This window comes from Myxococcales bacterium (assembly GCA_022563535.1).
In the GTDB taxonomy this organism is placed as follows: domain Bacteria; phylum Myxococcota_A; class UBA9160; order UBA9160; family UBA4427; genus DUBZ01.
The window spans coordinates 23,964-43,699 of sequence record JADFNE010000001.1 but is presented as its reverse complement, the minus strand read 5'-3'; the positions used below and the strand labels follow the sequence as shown (position 1 = coordinate 43,699).

The 19,736-nt window shown below is 62.3% G+C and carries 9 protein-coding genes; 6 read left to right on the top strand and 3 right to left on the bottom strand.

The window, feature by feature from the left end:
* Position 1 precedes the first annotated feature (1 nt).
* From IH881_00125 to IH881_00115, 3 genes are read right to left on the bottom strand one after another with little or no spacing between them, the layout of a single operon-like run.
* The gene (locus IH881_00125; GenBank protein ID MCH7866071.1) at positions 2-1,573 is read right to left on the bottom strand and encodes a BamA/TamA family outer membrane protein; all 1,572 of its coding nucleotides are present in this window, start codon (positions 1,571-1,573) and stop codon (positions 2-4) included.
* A 20-nt stretch (positions 1,574-1,593) separates the two neighbouring features.
* Complete coding sequence (locus IH881_00120; protein ID MCH7866070.1) at positions 1,594-3,756, bottom strand: EAL domain-containing protein; 2,163 nt, start codon at positions 3,754-3,756, stop codon at positions 1,594-1,596.
* Positions 3,749-6,655 carry a response regulator gene (locus IH881_00115; GenBank protein MCH7866069.1) on the bottom strand — a complete coding sequence of 969 codons (2,907 nt, stop codon included), beginning with the start codon at positions 6,653-6,655 and terminating at the stop codon, positions 3,749-3,751. Before IH881_00115 ends, IH881_00120 begins: the two co-directional genes overlap by 8 nt.
* 241 nt (positions 6,656-6,896) lie before the next feature.
* Between IH881_00115 and IH881_00110 the strand changes: the two genes are divergently transcribed.
* The 6 genes from IH881_00110 to IH881_00085 form a co-directional block, all read left to right on the top strand.
* Positions 6,897-8,648, top strand: a complete 1,752-nt coding sequence (locus tag IH881_00110) for an HlyD family efflux transporter periplasmic adaptor subunit (protein MCH7866068.1) — start codon at positions 6,897-6,899, stop codon at positions 8,646-8,648.
* Between the two features lie 10 nt (positions 8,649-8,658).
* The gene (locus IH881_00105; GenBank protein MCH7866067.1) at positions 8,659-10,806 is read left to right on the top strand and encodes a peptidase M50; all 2,148 of its coding nucleotides are present in this window, start codon (positions 8,659-8,661) and stop codon (positions 10,804-10,806) included.
* The gene (locus IH881_00100) at positions 10,799-12,787 is read left to right on the top strand and encodes a preprotein translocase subunit SecA (protein ID MCH7866066.1); all 1,989 of its coding nucleotides are present in this window, start codon (positions 10,799-10,801) and stop codon (positions 12,785-12,787) included. Before IH881_00105 ends, IH881_00100 begins: the two co-directional genes overlap by 8 nt.
* A 42-nt stretch (positions 12,788-12,829) precedes the next feature.
* On the top strand, positions 12,830-13,882 hold the full coding sequence (locus IH881_00095; protein MCH7866065.1) for an efflux RND transporter periplasmic adaptor subunit: 1,053 nt from the start codon (positions 12,830-12,832) through the stop codon (positions 13,880-13,882).
* Between the two features lie 51 nt (positions 13,883-13,933).
* Positions 13,934-15,394: a diguanylate cyclase gene (locus tag IH881_00090; protein ID MCH7866064.1), complete on the top strand. Its 1,461-nt coding sequence runs from the start codon at positions 13,934-13,936 to the stop codon at positions 15,392-15,394.
* A gap of 154 nt (positions 15,395-15,548) precedes the next feature.
* Positions 15,549-19,736 (top strand): DUF4347 domain-containing protein (locus IH881_00085; GenBank protein ID MCH7866063.1); only part of this gene is annotated, 4,188 nt, incomplete at its 3' end.

Genomic DNA, 19,736 nt, shown 5'->3' with positions numbered 1-19,736 from the left:
TTCAGAATTGGTGCTCCGAACCCACTGTCACGGCGAAGCCACCGTGGTTCGGGGGCCAGCCGATGTCAATGCGGGTCATGGGCTCGTTCGGCGCTCGTGTGAAGCCAAGTCGCAGGCCGAACCCGGCGCTGTACTTCAGTTCCTCGAGATCGATATTCGACCCTCTGTTCCAGGCGCGCCCGGCGTCGATGAAGACAACCGCGCCAACTGCCACGGTCAGAATTTCGATCGGAGAGAAGAGTCGACTCTCGGCGTTCACCAACAGCGACTTATCACCGTTGAATCGTCGGGCAGTGAAGCCCCGCAGACCCGAATCGCCGCCGAGGGTGAATTGTTTGGATGAGTCCAGGTTCCAGGCGCGCTTGACCTCAACGTTGAGCGCAAGGGTCTGCCAAGGAAGCCATTTGTAGTAGTACTCGCCATTCACAGAGAGCTCCGTGCTCGGTTTGTCCTGGGTAGACACCCGACTGGCAAAGAATAGATACTGGCGTTTTCCCAGCGAGAACGCGTGGCGATAGATACCTTCGACCGTCCAGTACTTTTCACCTTCGGGGATCGGAAATCCTGCACGACCGAGGCGAGCTCCAATATTGAATCCGAGCTGGATGTCCTCGGTGAGCGTCATCTTGCGAATATGCTTGTCCTTGACGAAGGATTCTCCACGCCTGAAGAGGCCGAGCGAAGTCGTCAAGCTGAACGCATCGTCTGGAAGCGTAGTTCCGGTCCCTTCGATGGCCCGGAAGCGCTGATCTTTATAATTGTACTGAAGCTCCGCAGTGAGCTTGTTGAACCTGCGTCCGAATGCGCGCGAAATGAACATCTGCGCGCCGCTTTCCGATTCTCGGATGCGACTCACCTCGGAGCCCGAATCGAACAGCCGGATCGTTTCGTCCCGCCAGTTCCCATAACCTCCGTAGGCCCATCGAGTGTCGGGCGAGTAGAAGGGATGTAGTAGCGAGAGACCGGTAGAGTCCTTCAGAGGACCCGTTCTGAAGTTCGAGTTTGCAATCCAGCGCGACCCAAAGACCTGGGGATCGTTGTAGCTCGCCGCAAAGGACGTCCCCACGTCGGTCGTATGAACGCCTTCGAGCAGAACTTCCTTGCCAAACCCGCCCAAATTGATTTCGTTTACGGCCGCGCCGATCTCGCTGACTCCCCCACCCGTTTCGAAAAAGAGGCCCGGAATGATTGTCCAGGAGTCGTGGGTGTAGATCTCGATATCGACCGTCGCTTCGTCCACCGGTACCGCGACAACGCGCGCCTCGTTGATGAACTCGTACGCTCGAAGCGCGCGCTCGCTCGCGTCGAGTAGATCGAAATCGACGAGATCACCTTCGGTGAACAGCAACTCGCGACTCACGATGTGCTCACGGGTCGTAACGTGCAGCGAATTTGCAAGCTGAAAGACGGCGTAGCGCTCGACTTCGGCGCGCTCGAATACATTGCCGCGAACAATCCGGATCTCGCGAATCCATCTAACTGCAGCCGCGCCCTCTTCGGCCGAGCCCACTCCCGCAACGGCGAGAAGACTGACGATCGAGAGGCTGATCGACAGAAGCGTGACGATCTGCATGCTTCTCGGTTGACCGCAGTCTAGACCGGCAACGGCCGAATCCCCCCTGGCGTGCGCAGAAGGTTCTCCAGTTTTTCCGCCGCCAGGGGTCTGCTGAACAGGTAGCCCTGATAGATGTCGCATCGCCTGGCGCGCAGAAACTCCAGCTGCGGCTCGGTTTCGACCCCTTCCGCGGTGACGCTGAGCGACAGGTTGTGTCCCATCGCCAGCACGGCGGCGGTGATCGCGTTCGCATGTTGGTTTTCGCCGATCTGCCGTACGAAGGACTGGTCGATCTTCAGGTTGGTGATCGGAAACTCGACCAAGTCGCTGAGTGACGAACAACCCGTGCCAAAGTCGTCGAGGGCCAGACGGATACCCATTCCACGCAACCGCTTCAGTGTTGCGACGACAGCGGGTTCCGTCCCAATTACGGCGCTCTCCGTGATCTCGAGCTCGAGAAACTTTGTATCGAGGTTCGCATCCCGCAGCGCCCGCTCGACGACCTCCTCAAAACCACCCTGCTTCAGCTGATGGCTCGAGACGTTGACCGCAACCCCGATTTCGGGAAGTCCCGCGTCGTGCCAGGCTCGAATCTGGGTGCAAGCCGTTCTCAACACCCATTCGCCCAGGGTAAAGATCAGGCCGGACTCCTCCGCCACCGGAATGAATTCGACGGGGTTGATGATGCCGAGTTCCGAGGAGGTCCAGCGAACCAGAGCCTCCACGGAAACGATCTCGCCCGAGTGCGCATCGATCTGCGGCTGATAGTGGACCCTCAGTTCGTCGCGCTCGATGGCCGATCGCAGCCCCGTTTCGAGCTGCATGTTTCGAATCACTCTCTTGTTCATCGACTCGTCGAAGAACTGGCAGCTGTTGTGAGACAGCGCCTTGGCCTGGTCTAGCGCAACGCCAGCGTTGCGGAGCAGGGTCTCAGCATCCGAACCGTCGGCTGGATAGAGAGCGATCCCCAGGGTCACGGTCAGGTCGAGTCGCTGCCCGTCCACCGTGAAGGGAACTCGAAGCTCGTCCATGATGCGCTGGGACACATGGGCAGCGTCTTCCGAGGAACTCAGTCCGTTCAGCAGAATCGCAAACTCGTCGCCACCCACTCTCGAGAGGGAGGTGGCATCGGCCGGCTGTGCGCGGCTGATGTAGTCCGTATAGCGGACGCATTCAAACAACCGATCCGCAACCGCCTTGAGCACCGAGTCGCCCAACTGGGGACCAAACATGTCGTTGATCCGCTTGAACCGGTCGAGGTCGAGGAATAGCAGGCCCACCATCTCTTTGCTGATCTCGGCTCTGCGCATGGCCCGGTCGATCTGCTCCAACATCATCTTGCGGTTCGGGAGTGCGGTGAGGTCGTCGTAGTAGGCGAGATAGCGGAGTTGTTCCTCGGCGCGGAACCGGTCGGTAATATCCTGCATCGTCCCAGAAATGCGATACGCCTCTCCCGAAGGCCCCGTGACCACCTCCGCCTGTTGCCGTACGACCCGCTCCTCGCCTTCGGGCAACACGATGCGGTGGTCGAGGCTCCACGACGCGGATTCAGCAGCCGCCCGGTTGATCGCCTTTTCGAGACCTTCGCGGTCATCTGGATGGGCAACACCCAGGAAGTTCTCGAGGGTGGATACTCCTGGGCCTTGCGGGATTTCAAAAATGCGGTGGATCTGATCGGACCACAGCATCTCTTCATCGCCTGGTACCCATTCCCAGTTTCCGATTCGCGCCAACCGCTGCGCGTTGGCCAGCCGCGCTTCACTTTCGCGAAGCTCCGTGTGCATGGACCGAAGCTCTGAGATGGCTCCCTGAGCTCGCATCAAAAAACGGACACGGTGCTGGAGCAGCTGCCAGTCGATCGGCTTTCCGATGAAATCCGTGGCGCCCACCTCAAAGGCCCGTTCGATCACCTCGGAGTCCTCGCGACCGGTGATGATCAAAATCGGAATTTCGCGACCGGCCGCAAGCGCTCGCATTTCCGCGCAAATTTCCAGACCGTTCCGCCCCGGGAGTTCCACGTCCAGGATCACCAGGCTCAGCGGAGTGTTCTCGAGGATCGCCAACGCATCCTGACCGTTTTCGGCCTCTGCGGGTGTCATGCCCATCGCGGAAAGAGACTGACAGGCGAGCAGCCGGATCACTGGATCGTCGTCCACCACCAGCACCCGGATCACCGGGTTGACCCCATGCCCGCTACTCATCACTCGCGCCGAATCGCGATGCAGCCAACTCTTCCTGGACCGACTCGAGTTCCAGCAAGAGTTCGTCCAAATGCCCGCTCGCTCCATCGAGTGATCCCGCGCGGCCGCGCGATTCCATCTCCTTTGCGAGGGCAGAGAGTTTCATCGCACCAACCTGGGCACTGCTGGATTTCAGGGTGTGGGCGGCCTTGGCCATTCCCGTCGCATTGCCGGCCTCGACCGCGTCGCGGAGCTGGGCCGAAAGCCGGCTGGAAGATGCAAGGTACGTGGTCACAACCCGTTCGAGCAGACCCGTGTTCCCGCGCTGTTGGAGTTCCAACAGGTTCTCGAGCGCGGTCGGGTCGATGCTCAACGATTCGGCAACGGCGGGAGCGGTGGGAGCAGTGGGTTCTTCGCTGGGTTTAATCACTGCGGCAACAACGTCCTCCCTCAACCATTGCTTCAGAATTCGGCTCATCTCGCTCCTCGTGAAAGGCTTGGTGAGGTACTCGTCCATCCCAGCCGCCAAGCACTTCTCGCGATCGCCTTGCATGGCGTGAGCCGTGAGTGCAACGATCGGCAGGCGTTTGACCTCCTGGCCGGCGGCCTGGGCCGACGCTTCGAGTTCGCGGATTCGGCGAGTTGCCTCGAAGCCATCGACGATGGGCATCTGGCAATCCATCAATACGAGATCGAAGGATTCGGTTTCGAGTCTCTCGATGGCAAGCTGACCATTCTCGGCCGTCTGCACCTCGCAACCAATCGCCTCGAGCATCGCGGTCGTAACCTCCGCGTTCACCTCGTTGTCCTCGGCAATGAGAATGCGCCCTTGAAAACGGACGACGCTTGATTTGGGCTGCGTTGGGGAGCTGTGTTGTGCGGACTTCGAAGTGGAGCGGTCGAGCGCACTCGACAACGCCCGACGAAGTTCGTTCTTGCGCACCGGCTTGGTCAGCCGTCCCGAAATTTCGAGTCGCAACTCCTCCGCGGGATCGGGGGAGAAGCCCATGGAGGTGAGGATTACCAGGCGCGGCTGCGGGATGTTCGGTTCCAGGCGAATTGCACGTGCCACGTCGAGCCCGGTCATACCGGGCATCATCATGTCCAGGACTACCAGGTCGAAGGCAGCGTTCCGGGCTGCGGCCGATCGCACGGCCTCCAGAGCCGAGGGTCCGTCCTCGCTCTCGCTGGACGAGGCGCGCCAGGCGTCGAGGTGATGCCGTAGGATGTTGCGATTCGTAGCGTTGTCGTCCACGATGAGTACCCGGGCGCCGTTCAGCACTCCGTGCTCCGGATCGCCTTCGATCTCGGACTCGTTCGCAATCCCCACGTCGATCTGGAACCAGGCTTGTGAGCCCTTCCCCACTTCGCTCTCGATCCCGATCTGTCCCTCCATCAGTTCGACGAGTTGTTGACAAATCGCGAGCCCAAGGCCGGTCCCACCGTACCGACGCGCCATCGAGCCGTCCGCCTGGGTGAAGGACTCGAAGATGCGGCTTCGATCGGATTCGGGGATTCCGATCCCCGTATCGGTCACCGTGAATCTCAACTTGCAGTGCGGTTCGGCCTCCCCTGCTCCGGAGTTTCCCGCGATCAGGGACGCGCGTACGATCACTTCGCCTCGCTCGGTGAACTTGATCGCGTTCCCGACGAGATTCATCAAGATCTGACGCACCCGGACCATGTCACCGCGAATCAAGCGGGGGACGTCATCCCCGACAAAGATCGCGAGTTCCAGCCCTTTGCCCTGGGCCTGGTCGGCCAGTAGATCGCCCACGTCATCGATGGCGTCGCGCACGTCAAAGGCGGTGAGCTCTAGCTGCAGCTTTCCGGCTTCGGCACGGGAGAAGTCGAGGATGTCATTGATCAGCCCGAGCAGAATTCTCGCGGAGTGCTGAATGGTGTCGGCGAATCGCCGCTGGCGCGTGTTCAGCTCGGTGTCGAGCAGCAACTCCGTCATCCCGAGCACGCCATTCATCGGCGTGCGGATCTCGTGACTCATGTTGGCCAGGAATTCCGACTTGGTGCGGTTGGCGATATTGGCCTGGGTAGCCAACTCGACAGCTTCCTCGGTCCGCTGCTCCAGTTCGATCGTCCGTTCGCGGACCTGACCTTCCAAGATCAGTTGATGATCCCGCACCTGGTTGCGGTAGTCCCGGAGCCGGGAAAGCATGTGATCGAGAGCACCCGCCAGTTCGCCGACCTCGTCGCTGGCCTCGACGTCGACTTCCTGTTCGAAATTACCGCCCGCAATATCCCGGGTAATGACCGCCAAACGTCGGATCGGTTGAGTGAGGCGCTGCGAAATCAGCATGCCCAGTGCCGACACGGCGACGGCGAGGAGAAGACCCATCGACGCGACGGTGTACTGCAGCGTAGTAAGCTCCTGCTCGATGTTTTGTTTGCTGATACCCAGCTGGACAAAACCGACGACGCGGGGAAGTTGAGTGCCAGGTGCCAGCTCGGCCAACAAGCTGGCCCGACCGCGGGGTGTGTCACTGCGAATCGGCACGAGCAGATCGAGATAGCGGGCGTCGCTGATGCGATCCGAGAACTCCGTAAATTGAGGCTTCCCTTCCCGGAGCATTTCCGGGGAATAGGCTTCGGGAAGAGCCATCTCGCTCTGAATGACCCGGGCGGCGAGGGTCGATCCGTCCGCCGCGAGAATCCGCGCGTAGGCGACGTCCGGGCGGACAGCGAGCCCAGTGAGAATGCTCTGTGCCTCTTCACGGTTCCCGGTGTAGGACGCGCGACGGCTGGAATCGCCGATGATCTCCGCGATCTCGGCGCCGCGGTTTACCAGCGCGCGCTCTTTGTCCTCGCTCATTACGTTGAACAACAGGACGCCCAGGACGATTGTCGTGAGCGCTGTGAGCGCTCCGATCGCCATGTTGATCTTGCTTGCAAGACTGAGTTGCATTGGTCGTATATCCATGGGCCGAAGCCATCTGGCCGCACCGGTCGCCCCGGAGCCGCAGGAGCTTCATTGCTCCGCTTATCGGAGATCCGCAGCTTCAAACTTTAAGAAAGCGATGCCCCACGACCTCTCATGAGAAGTCGCCGAAACGCCGAAGGTGAGCTGGCGACGGACGCCAAATTTCCCTTCTGGGGCGCGGAAATGCCCCCGAAGATTCGTAGGACATTCAAGGATTCGGTTGATCATGGAATCGGCGGCCCAGACCTGGCTGAAACGGCAGTGTCAACTGATCCGAGGCGTAACCCAGGGTGTCCTGGTTCTCGCCGAGCAATCAGGGGCCGCCTCGCTAGCGCGATGGCCTACTGGCGATATCGACTCCGCGGCACTCGATGCGACGGCCAACTCCGCCTTGACCGGGCGAGAGGTCGTCACCGAGGTCCGTCCCCCCAGCAAGGGTTTCCCCAACGGGCGCTGCCAGATTGCGATTCCGATCTCGCTCCGCACGCGAACCGGTGCCATTGCGGTCGAGGTCGAAGACGCGAAGGCGTCCGAGCTCGAGCCCGTAGCCGATCTGCTGCGACTGGGGACGTGCTGGCTCGAGGCGCTGTTGGAGCGCGAAGCTGCATCGACGCAGTTGGTGACGGCGCTCGAACTGGTCGAAATCGCCCTCGAGCAGGGACGTTTTCAAGCTGGCGCCACCGCGGTCGCGACCGAGCTCGCAACACGACTCGACTGTGAACGAGTAAGCATCGGCATGATGCGCAGGGCTGGCATCCGCGTCGAGGCGCTGTCCCACAGTGCAGACTTCGATGCGCGAATGCAACTCGCCCAGAGTCTGGCTGCCGCGATGGACGAAGCTGCGGACCAGGACACCGCAATCGTCTGCCCGCCATTGCCCGAAGCAGCGACACGCATCACCCGCGAGCACGTAGCGCTCATGCAACAGCACGGCACGAGCACCGTGATCACGGTACCGATGGCCAGCGATGGCAAGATCATTGGAGCGATTACCTTCGAGCGCAGTTCGACCGGACAGCCGTTCAATGCGTCCACGTTCCAGCTTTGCGAGGACGTTGCAGCACTCCTCGGGCCGGCGCTCGTGCTCCAGCAGAAAGCGGGCGCGAGTGCACTCGAGCGGTGCAGGATCTTCTTCGCCGAGCGCCGAGCCGAACTCTCGCAGCCCGGACGCGCGACGCCGAAGCTAGCTGGCGCTTTGCTGTTAATCGCGCTGGGGTTCCTCGTCTTTGCGCGCGGAGACTACCGGTTGACCGCCGAGGCGACACTGGAAGGCCGGGTTCAGCGCGCCATTGTGGCGGGCCTGGACGGATACATCGCGGAGGCCAATGTCCGCGCCGGCGACGTGGTGAGAGAGGGGCAAGTGTTGGCAAGACTCGACGACCGCGATCTGCTGCTGGAGCGCAGGAAGTGGACGGGAAGGAAGGACCAACTCAAAAAAGAGTATCGCGAGGCGTTGGCGGTGCGCGACCGGGCACAGGTGAACATCATCAGCGCCAAAATTTCCCAGGCCGGGGCCCAACTCGAGCTCTTGGAGGAAAACCTGCTTCGCACCCGCCTCGTCGCTCCCTTCGGTGGCATCATTGTCCGGGGAGATCTCAGCCAATCGATGGGATCACCGGTCGAGCGGGGAGATGTGCTCTTTGAACTCGCGCCAGTCGAAGGGTTCCGCATCATCCTCGAAGTCGACGAGCGAGACATCGCTTACGTCTCGGTAGGCCAGAGCGGTCAGCTCACGCTATCCGCGCTGCCCGGCAAGCCACTGTCGATGCTCGTCGAGCGCATCACGCCCGTGGCGACTGCCGAAGACGGCCGCAACTTCTTCAGGGTCGACGCCCGACTCGAAAAACCGACTCGCGGCCTGCGCCCGGGAATGGAAGGTGTGGCCAAGATCCAGGTCGGAGAACGGAGTCTATTTTGGATCTGGACCCACAGCCTGTTCGATTGGCTGCGTTTGTGGCTCTGGACATGGATGCCATGAGACATCTGCGATGAGCGAAAACCTTTTCAGTGTTTCGTGGTACCGGGTCGCCATCCTCAAGCCGCAAATTCGGGAGCATGCGCACTTCCATCGGCACCTCTATCGGGGCGACCTGTGGTACGTGCTCCAGGATCGATCCAACGGGCGATGCCACCGGCTGACGCCATCCGCCTACCAGCTCGTTGGCCTGATGGACGGGGAACGGACGATCCAGGAAATCTGGGAACTCAGCTACGAGCGCCTGGGCGAAGACGGTCCCACACAGGATGAGGCCATCCGCCTCCTCGGTCTGCTGCACTTCGCGGACGTGCTTCGCTGCGATGTGCCGCCCGACACCGTCGAGCTGTTTCGCCGCCAGCAGCGCCGCTCCGAGGGCGAGTGGTGGCGCCGGTTTACGAACCCCCTCTCCTTGAAGTTCCCACTCTTCGATCCCGACGAATTCCTGGCCCGCACCCTTCACCTGGTGAGACCTCTATTCAGCTGGCCGGCGGCAACCATCTGGCTACTGCTCGTAGGATGGGCGATCGCGGTCGCCGGCTCCCGCTGGAGTGAACTGACCGAGGGCATCAACAGCGAGATGCTCGATCCGCGCAGCGTGATGCTCTTTGCCATTCTCTATCCGGCCGTGAAAATCGTGCACGAACTCGGCCACGCCTACGCGACCAAACTTTGGGGCGGTGAGGTCCGCGAGACCGGAATCATGGTCCTCGTACTCATGCCCATCCCCTATGTCGATGCGTCTTCCGCGTCCGTCTTCCCCAGCAAATGGCGGCGTGCGCTCGTGGGCGCGGCGGGCATCCTGGTCGAGCTCTTCGTGACCGCGGTGGCACTTTTGGTCTGGGCGAATGTCGAGCCGGGGCTGGTTCGGTCGATCGCATGGCACGTGATCTGGATCGCAGGCGTCTCCACTCTCCTCTTCAACGGAAACCCCCTGCTGCGCTTCGATGGCTACTACGTCCTCTCGGACCTGATCGAGATCCCCAACCTCGCCACCCGCTCACGCCAGTATTTGTCGAGCCTGGCGCTGCGCTACGTGTGCCGGATGGAAAGGGTGCGAAGCCCTGTGACGGCGCGCGGAGAGACTGCATGGTTCCTCTGTTACGGGGTAGCGTCCTTCATCTACCGGTTCGTGATCCTTTTTGGAATTGCCATTTTTGTAGCGGGCCGATTCTTCGTCGTGGGGGTCGTCCTCGCGTTGTTCGCCGTCACGATGCAGATCGTGGTGCCGCTGCTGCGACAGATCGCCTTCCTGTTGACGAATCCGCGGCTGGGAGAAAAGCGACCCCAGGCGCTGGCCATCACCGGAGGCATCGCGCTGGTACTGGCGGTGCTGGCTCTGTTGCTGCCGCTTCCCTCCCGAACGCGAGCCGAGGGCGTCGTCTGGCCACCGGAAGGAGCCGAGGTTCGCGCCCGCGCGGACGGGTTCGTGCTCCGGGTTCTCGCCGAACCCGACGAACTGCTGGAGCCGGGCCAGCCGCTGATCCTCACCCGGGATCCATCGCTCGAGGCGCACGTCGCCGTGCTCGAGGCGAAGCTGCGGGAGGTTCGGGCCCGCCATCAATCGGAGCGCGGTCGCGAACGCGTCAAGGCTCGGATCACGGCCGAGGAAGTCGAAACGATTGCCGCGGAACTCGAGTACGCCCGGGAGCGTGTCGGCGAGATGGTCGTAAGAAGTCCGGCTGCCGGTGTCTTCGTGATTTCCCAACCCATCGATCTACCCGGACGCTTCGTGCGCAAGGGAGAGCTGATCGGATATGTACTGGGGGAGAAGATCGACTCGGTGCGGGTCGTGCTGCCGCAGGCGGACGCGGCGCTGGTTCGAGGCCGCACAGAAAATGTCGAGGTACGTCTTCAGAGCCGCGTCGACGAGGTACTTGCCGCGCGCATCCGCCGGGAGATTCCCGGGGCGACGAACCGTCTCCCGAGTCGCGCACTCGGCAGCGGAGGCGGGGGTCGGATTGCGGTCAATCCCGCGGATCCCGAAGGCCTCGAGACCCTGGAGCCGGTGTTTCAGCTCGATCTGACCCTCGTCGAGAGCCGGTCCATTCGAGAGATCGGAGGCCGAGCCCACGTGCGGCTCGATCACGGCACGGAACCGTTGGCCGCGCAGGCTTACCGGGGTCTTCGACGGCTCTTCTTGAGACAGCTCGGTGTCTAGCGCTTCGCTGCGTCCGGGAATCGCCCAGGGCTTCTATCCGGAGCGGGCCGAGCAGATGGAAGGCTGGTTGGATCGCGCCGTGGATCGCCAGTTGGGCGCCCTTGCCCGCTTCCGGCTGCGCTTTCGAAGTCGCCGGCAACGCTTTACCAACACCGTGCACGCGTATGGCCCCAAGCTCGAGGGCATGTCGGAAGCAGAGCTCAACCAGCGAATCCAACTGCTGTGCCGCGCACTGGCTCGCGACGGTCTTGTCGACAAGGTCGTGGCCCCGACCTTCGCCGCGATCCGCGAAATTTCCCGGCGAACTCTCGGCGTCGCCCACTATGACGTCCAACTCCAGGCCGGCTGGGCCATGATCAACGGAAGACTTGCCGAGATGGAAACGGGCGAAGGAAAAACCCTCTCCGCCACCCTGCCCGCAGCGACTGCCGCGCTGGCTGGCATTCCCGTCCACGTAATTTCCGTCAACGATTATCTCGTGAAGCGCGACGCGGACGCCATGCGGCCCCTCTACCAGGCGCTCGGGCTCTCCGTCGGAACAGTGACCGAGAAGATGACACAACCCGCAGAGCGGCGGGCCGCCTACGCCTGCGACATCACTTACGTGACGGGAAAGCAGGTTGCTTTTGACTACTTGAAAGATGGTATGCAACGGCGGCAGCAAAAGAGCCGCATGGCAGGACACATCGCCCGCTTGCAGGGCGAACCCCCGCGGCGACAACTGCTGCTGCGCGGGCTCTGCTTCGCGGTGGTCGACGAGGCGGACAGCGTGTTGATCGACGAAGCCCGGACGCCGCTGATCCTCTCCGGTCCCGCGGGCCCCAGCGATTGGGGCGAGACTTACCAGCAGGCCATGGATCTCGCCAGCAAACTTGAAGAGGGCCGAGACTTCCGACTGCAGAAGCGTATGCAGGCGCTCGAGTTCACGGATCACGGGCGGCAGCGTCTGGAAGAACTCGCTGCACCCCTCGGAGGTCTCTGGAGCGGACCCAACCGACGCGAAGAATGGGTCGAGAAGGCGCTGCGGGCGGTGCACTTGTTCCTGCGCGACCGCCACTACCTGGTTCGTCGTGGCAGAGTGGAAATTATCGATCAACCGACAGGCCGAGCGGCGCCGGACCGTTCCTGGGAGCGAGGTCTCCACCAGATGATCGAGATCAAGGAAGGTTGCGAACTGTCACCGGAACGCGAGACGTTGGCGCGCATCAGCTATCAGCAGTTCTTCCGCCGCTATCTCCGGCTGTCGGGCATGACGGGAACTGGCCGGGAAGTCGCGAGCGAACTCTGGTCGGTCTACCGGCTCAATCTCATGACCATCCCGACTCGGCTTCCGATACAGCGGCGCTCACTTGGAACGCGAATCTTCGCCAGCTCCGACGCCAGGTGGAATGCCGTGGCCGAGCGGGTGCGAGAATTCCAAGAGGTCGGTCGGCCGGTTTTGATCGGCACCTGTTCGGTTGAGGCCTCCGAACACCTGGGCTCTCTGCTGGCCGAACGGGGCCTGCCCCACCGGATTCTCAACGCTCGCCAGGACGATCAGGAGGCTGTGATCGTGGCCGAGGCTGGCCGGCGCGGTCGCATCACGGTGGCGACGAACATGGCGGGCCGGGGAACCGACATCCAGCTGGGCCCGGGCGTGGTCGAGAGCGGCGGTCTCCACGTGATTGCCACCCAGCGCAGCGAGGCGCGACGCATCGACCGGCAGCTCTTTGGCCGTTGCGGACGCCAGGGGGATCCGGGGAGTTACGAGGAGATCCTCTCGCTCGAAGACGATTCGTTGGCCGGATTCTTTCCCGCGGGGCTGCAACACATTTTGGTGAACCGCTGTACCGCCTCAACTGCGTCGGCCCACTGGGTAAAACTCCTCTCCCGGATGCCCCAGCGGGCCGAAGAGAAGAGGCACGCAAGAGTTCGGCAGAGTCTGATGGCGATGGAGGAGTACCTGGGACAACTCCTCGCGTTCTCGGGAGCTGGCGAGTAGACTCTGAAGGGCGACAGGAAGCCCATGCGACTGGGAAAACTATTGAATAGTCCGCGGGTGCGAGGCGCACTCATAGCGGGAGCGGCTTCCGTACTTGCGGGACTGTGCCTGGTGCTATTGCTGCCGGGAATCATTCAGCTGGCGGACGGCGGCGCGACCCCAACGGTGGTTGCCGCGGTCGATCCGTCGTGGGATGCCGCCGACGAAGCGAACCCCGGCGACTCCGAATTCGTTGGCGCAGAACTCGGTGGTGCTGCCGGATACGCGGCACCCGAAGCCAGCGGCGGCGGAAGCGTCCGCGCCATCGGTGACACATGGTCGTCGGGCGAACGCGTGCACCGGAACCAGATCGAAGTAGAGGAACTGGCTTGCATCATCGAGCCGTTCCACAGCGTCGAGATCGGTAGCCCCGTGACCGGACTGATCGAGAAGATCCACGTCGAGTGGAGCGACTTCGTCGAGGCCGGCCAGGTGCTGGTGGAACTGGAGTCGGGAGCCGAACGTGCCGCGGTACGACTGGCCCGTGCCCAGGCCGAGATGAACAACGAGATCGAGTCCCGAGAGGCGAGAGCGTCTCTCATCGAACGCCGGCGCGCCCGTCTTAATGAACTCTACGAGCAGGACACGTTGTCGCTCGACCTGCGCGAAGAAGCCGAGACCGAGGCCAAGGTTGCACAGATTCAGCTCGCGCAAGCATACGCGGACAAGAAACTCGCGGCGCTCCAACTCGAGCAGGCAGTCGCACACTTGACGCGGCGAACCATTCGCAGCCCCCTTAACGGCGTCGTGGTCAAGCGCATGATGTCCCCCGGAGAGCGCGTCGAAAACAAGCCCATTCTCACGGTCGCCCAGATCGACCCGCTGCGGGTCGAGGTCATCCTTCCCGCCTCGGCCTTCGGCAACATCACGGTCGGGATGCGCGCGGCCGTAGTGCCGGAGTTTCCCAGTGACACCGTGCACGTGGCACCGGTGACGATCGTGGACCGCGTGATCGACGCGGCCAGTGGAACCTTCGGCGTGCGGCTGGAACTCCCGAATCCCGAGCACAACATCCCGGTTGGGCTCCATTGCCAGGTGCGATTCCTCACCGAATAGCGAGGCAATTTTGTGGGACGTATGACACCGGTGTTTCGAATAAGCTTGGGCTTGGCGGTGCTTACCTGCTCAATCCTCGTGTTCCTGGATTTTATGGGCGTACTGCCCGAACCCCGGAACGAGGAACTCGAGTCGCGTATCCAGATTGTCGAGAGCCTGGCCATGCAGACGATTCCCGCGGTCGAGAGGGACGACTTCGGATCAATTCGCGAGGCGCTGTCCGTCGCCATGCGCCGCAACGACAACGTGTTGTCCGCAGGGCTCCGGGCCTCCCGCGGCCATCTGTTGATCTCGACCCCCGAGCACCGTCAGCTGTGGAATCCCGACGCCGAAGCTCTGTCGCAAGCCACCCAAGTACAGGTTCCGATCAACCGGGACGGTAGGCGATGGGCGACCTTGGAAGTTCGGTTCATAGGAGCGGCGGACGCAGGGCCCACCGGGTTGTTGAAGTCCCTTTGGGAGAGGACGCTAATTCGTCTGCTGGTGCTCGTTGGCGCGCTGGGGTTCATCAGCTACTGGATCTACATGAAACGGACGCTCCGTCATCTCGACCCCTCGGCGGTCATTCCGACCCGGGTCCAGGCGGCGCTCGATGTGATGTCCGAAGGCGTGCTGCTGCTCGATCCGAGCGGGCGCATCGTGCTCGCCAATGCTGCCTTCGCGGCGCACTTGGACCGGACCGCAGAATCCCTGCTGGGCGTTCAGCTGTCGACACTGGGCTGGCGGTCGACGACCTCCTCCACTCGGGAACCTGATCTCCCTTGGTGGGAGGCCATCCGCGATGGACTCACAACGACCGGAACCACCCTATGCATCGAGCCGACGCCCGGAGACGTCCGCATTTTCGTCGTGAACGTCTCCCCCGTCCTCGATGGCTGGGAAAAACCAAAGGGAGCAATCGCGACCTTTGACGACGTCACCGAGCTCGAACAGCAGAAGGCCGCGCTCGAGAAGGCCATGGCTGAACTGGAAAAGACGCAAGACGAGATCCGTCTCCAGAACCAGGAACTCGAGATGCTGGCGAAAAAGGATCCGTTGACCGGCCTCGCGAATCGGCGGTCGTTCATGGAGTGGTTCGAGTTGCAGTTCGAACACTCGCGCCGCGAGGGGCTGGATCTCCAGTGCATCATGTGCGACATCGACCACTTCAAACTCGTCAACGACAACCACGGCCACGCGGCCGGAGACGAGGTGATCCGCCGGGTGTCGGAACTGCTGTCGACTGCGGTTCGGAATTCGGACGCCGTTTGCCGCTACGGCGGTGAAGAGTTTTGCATCGTGCTGCCGGGGGCCTCCAAGAAGACGGCGTTCGATGTAGCGGATCGGTTGTGCCGCAACGCGCGCTCGCCTGGGTTCGCGCGGGTTCCCATTTCGGTGAGCTTTGGCACGGCCTCGATTCGCACCGGCGCCGATTCGGTCGCGGAGTTGCTCGAGCAGGCCGACCGGGCCCTCTACGCCTCGAAGGACGCAGGCCGTGACCGTGTGACGGCCTGGGAAGACATCTCCGGCTGAGCGTCACAAACCGGCAACTCTATCTCTGGCGGCGTAACTCTCAATTTCCGCCAAATCAGTCAAAAAATCAGCGTCTTCAAACACTCGCATGCTTCAGTCCGATGGCGATTTGGACGATAAGTGTAGGGGTTATACCTCTACACAGGAAGTTCGGATGAAAACACGTTCGCCCGGTCGCCTGTCACTACGCCCGATCATCGAGGAGATGGAGCAGCGCGTCCTCATGTCCGCGGACGTGGAGGCGGTGCTGGTGGATCCCAACCAAGCGCTCGAGCAGCGTCTCGAGGATCCCGCTGCGCAGCTGGACCTGCTGCAGAGCGAAGCGGACGCGGGCGAGGTTGCTGCGATCGTTCGCAGCGAACTCGTCTTTGTCGATCGGGGTGTCGAGGGCTACGAACACTTGGTGAACGACCTTGAGGCCGGGGCAACCGAGGGCCGAAAGCTCGAAATCGTACTGCTCGATTCCGACCGCGACGGCGTCGCCCAGATCACCGAGACCCTGGCCCGCTACCAGGAACTCGACGCCATCCACATCGTCTCCCACGGCAGCGAGGGTGCGCTGCAGCTCGGCAACGTCTCGCTTTCTTCCGACACACTCGATCTCTACACCAACGCACTGGCTTCCTGGAGCAACGCCCTCAGCGCCGACGCGGACCTTCTACTCTACGGCTGCGACCTGGCCGGGGGCGCGGATGGAGCGGCCTTTGTCGACTCCCTCGCCGAACTCACTGGTGCCGATGTCGCGGCGAGCATCGACGCTACCGGGGCGGCAGTACTCGGTGGGGACTGGGAACTCGAATCGGTTACGGGCGACATCGAGACTTCGGTCGCGTTTAGCGCGCAGGCACAGCAGAGCTGGGAAGGGATGCTTCCGGTAAACATCGCGCCGACACTGAGCACCCCGGGCGCGGCCATCAGCTACACCGAGAACGACCCGGCCACGGTGATCGATGCCACCGCGACGGTGAGCGATCCCGACTCCGCAGACTTTAACGGCGGGCAGCTCACGGTCAGCCTCACTACAGGTGCCGACGCGAACGATGTGCTCTCGATCATCGAAGCCAACGGGGTCACCCTCACCAATTCCAACGTGAAAGTGACTGGCGGTACGGTTGGCTCCTACACCGGCGGCAGCGCGGGTTCACCGCTGGTGATCACATTCAGCCAGAGCGCCACCACCACCGACGTGCAGACCGTGATGCGCCAGATCGGATACGCCAGCACCTCGGAAGATCCGTCTACTACAGCGCGCAGCGTCGAGTTCCTGCTCACCGATGGCGACGGCGGCACCTCCAACCTCGCCATCCAGACCGTCAACGTCACCGCCATTAACGATGTGCCGGTGGCCGGCGACGACAGCCTTTCCACCGACGCCAACGTGCCCCTGCTGATCACACTGGCCAGCGACCTGCTGGGCAACGACATGGACGCCGAGAGCGATACGCTGACTGTGACCAGCTTCACCCAACCGCTCAACGGCACGCTGGTGGACAACCTGGACGGCACCTGGACCTACACGCCGGACTTTAACTACTTCGGCGTCGAGAGCTTCAGCTACACCATCGATGACGGCAACGGTGGCATTGACACGGCCAGCGTGAGCCTCACGGTGGCCAACCCGGGCAACCTCGACTCGGTCATCAGCACCCCGGGTGCGGCCCTCAGCTACACCGAGAACGACCCGGCCACGGTGATTGATGCCACGGCGACGGTGAGCGATCCGGACTCCGCAGACTTTAACAACGGGCAGCTCACGGTCAGCCTCACCACGGGCGCCGACACGGGCGATGTGCTGAGCATCATCGAAGCCAACGGGGTCACCCTTACGAACGGCGTCTTGAAGGTTGCTGGGAGTACGGCTGGCTCCTACACCGGCGGCAGCGCGGGTTCACCGCTGGTGATCACATTCACTCAGAGCGCCAGCGCCGCCGACGTGCAGACCGTGATGCGCCAGATCGGATACGCCAGCACCTCGGAAGATCCGTCTACTACAGCGCGCAGCGTCGAGTTCCTGCTCACCGATGGCGACGGCGGCACCTCCAACCTCGCCATCCAGACCGTCAACGTCACCGCCATCAACGATCCGCCGGTGGCCGGGGACGACAGCCTGACGACCGACGCCAACGTGCCCCTGCTGATCACGCTGGCCAGTGACCTGCTGGCCAGCGACAGCGATCTTGAGGGCGATACGCTGACGGTGTCCAGCTTCACCCAGCCTCTCAACGGCACGCTGGTGGATAACCTCGACGGCACCTGGACCTACACGCCCGACTTCAACTATTTCGGCGCCGACAGCTTCAGCTACACGATCGTGGACGGTAACGGCGGCAGCGACACGGCCAGCGTGAGCCTCACCGTGGCCAACCCGAGTAACCTCGACTCGGTCATCAGCACCCCGGGTGCGGCCCTCAGCTACACCGAGAACGACCCGGCCACGGTGATCGATGCCACCGCGACGGTGAGCGATCCCGACTCCGCAAACTTTAAAGACGGGCAGCTCACCGTCAGCATCACTACGGGTGCCGACACGGGCGATGTGCTCTCGATCATCGAAGCCAACGGGGTCACCCTCACTGTCACCAACGTGAAGGTTGCTGGTTCTATTGTTGGCTCCTACACCGGCGGCAGCGCGGGTTCACCGCTCGTGATCACATTCGGCCTGAGCGCCACCGCCGCCGACGTGCAGACCGTGATGCGCCAGATCGGTTACGCCAACCCCTCGGAAGATCCGTCTACTACAGCGCGCAGCGTCGAGTTCCTGCTCACCGATGGCGACGGAGGCACCTCCAACCTCGCCACCCAGACGGTCAACGTCAACGCCACAAACGATTCTCCGATAGCCGGCGACGATGGATACAACATTACCGATGATCTCAGCAATGGTTCAGTGCTGGGGTTCGTGGTGGCCTCGGATATCGATGCCAGCGATACCCTGACGTACAGCATCACCGGCGGCAATACCAACAACGCCTTCGTCATCGATCCCGCTACCGGCAAGCTCAGCGTCAATGATGCCACCCAGCTCGATGCCGTGGCTACACCGGCTTACATACTCACCGTGCAGGTGACCGATGACGGGACCGGCAACCTGAGTGATACAGCCACGATCACCATCAATGTTCAATCCCGAGCGGTCGTCACCTTGCCGGGAGCCGCGATTACCTATACCGAGAATGACCCAGCCACGATCATCGACGGCGGTGCGACGGTCTCCGACACGGACAACTCCAATTACAATGGCGGCACACTGACGGTTTCGATCATCAGCGGCAATACGAGCAACGACAGCATTAGCGGGCTGAGCGGTGGTGGCGTCACGTTCGTGGGCGGCGCAGCCAAGGTCGGTGTCACGAAAGTCGGCAACTACTCAGGTGGCAGCGGGACAAACCCCTACGTGATCACGTGGAATAACAAGTCGGACCCGGCAGCCATTCAGCAGGTCATGCGACAGATCGCCTATTCAAACACTTCCGACGCTCCGGATACCACAAGCCGGATCGTCCAGTTCGCGCTCACCGATCCGGATGGCAACGTCAGTAATTCGGCGACGCAAACCATCAATCTGATCGCCGCCCCTGATGCCCCGACAGCTGTCAGCATCGCCAGCAGCCTGGTCAGCGAGAATACCGATACCACCAGTGGCTACAATCTGGGCGCACTCACCACGACGGACATCGATTCCGCTGCGCCGTTCACCTACACGATCGTGGGCGGCGCCGATGCCGCTGTGTTCAGCATCGGCGGGGCGGGCTCCGACGAGCTGATTCTCACCGACGGGATTTTGGATTACGAGACCCAGGCAAGCTACTCGGTCATCGTGCGTACCACCGACGACACGGCACTCAGCTTCGACCAGACGCTGGTCATCACGGTCACCGACGTGAACGAGTTCGCGCCGGTGGCTACGGATGCCACCTTCAACATCGATGAGAATTCCGCCAACAGCACCAGTGTGGGCACGGTCGCGGCCAGCGATGCCGACACGGCGCAGACACTTTCCTATGCGATTACAACGGGCAACGCGAGCGGCGCGTTCGCGATCAATGCGACGACTGGTGAAATTACCGTTGCCGACGGTTCCCAGCTGAATTTCGAGATCACCACTCAATATGTCTTGACCGTAGAGGTGACGGACAGCGGGGCCCCCACGCTCTCCGACACGGCGACGATCACGATCGACGTCAATAACGTCAATGAGGCGCCGGTATTGGGCGCCAACGCACTCATCATCAGCGAGGGTGGCAGCGTCATCCTCGGCGGCGCCAACTTCTCGGCCACGGATGTCGAGACGGCCGCCGGTTTGCTCCAGTTCACGGTCTCCGGCATCACCGGCGGCCAGTTC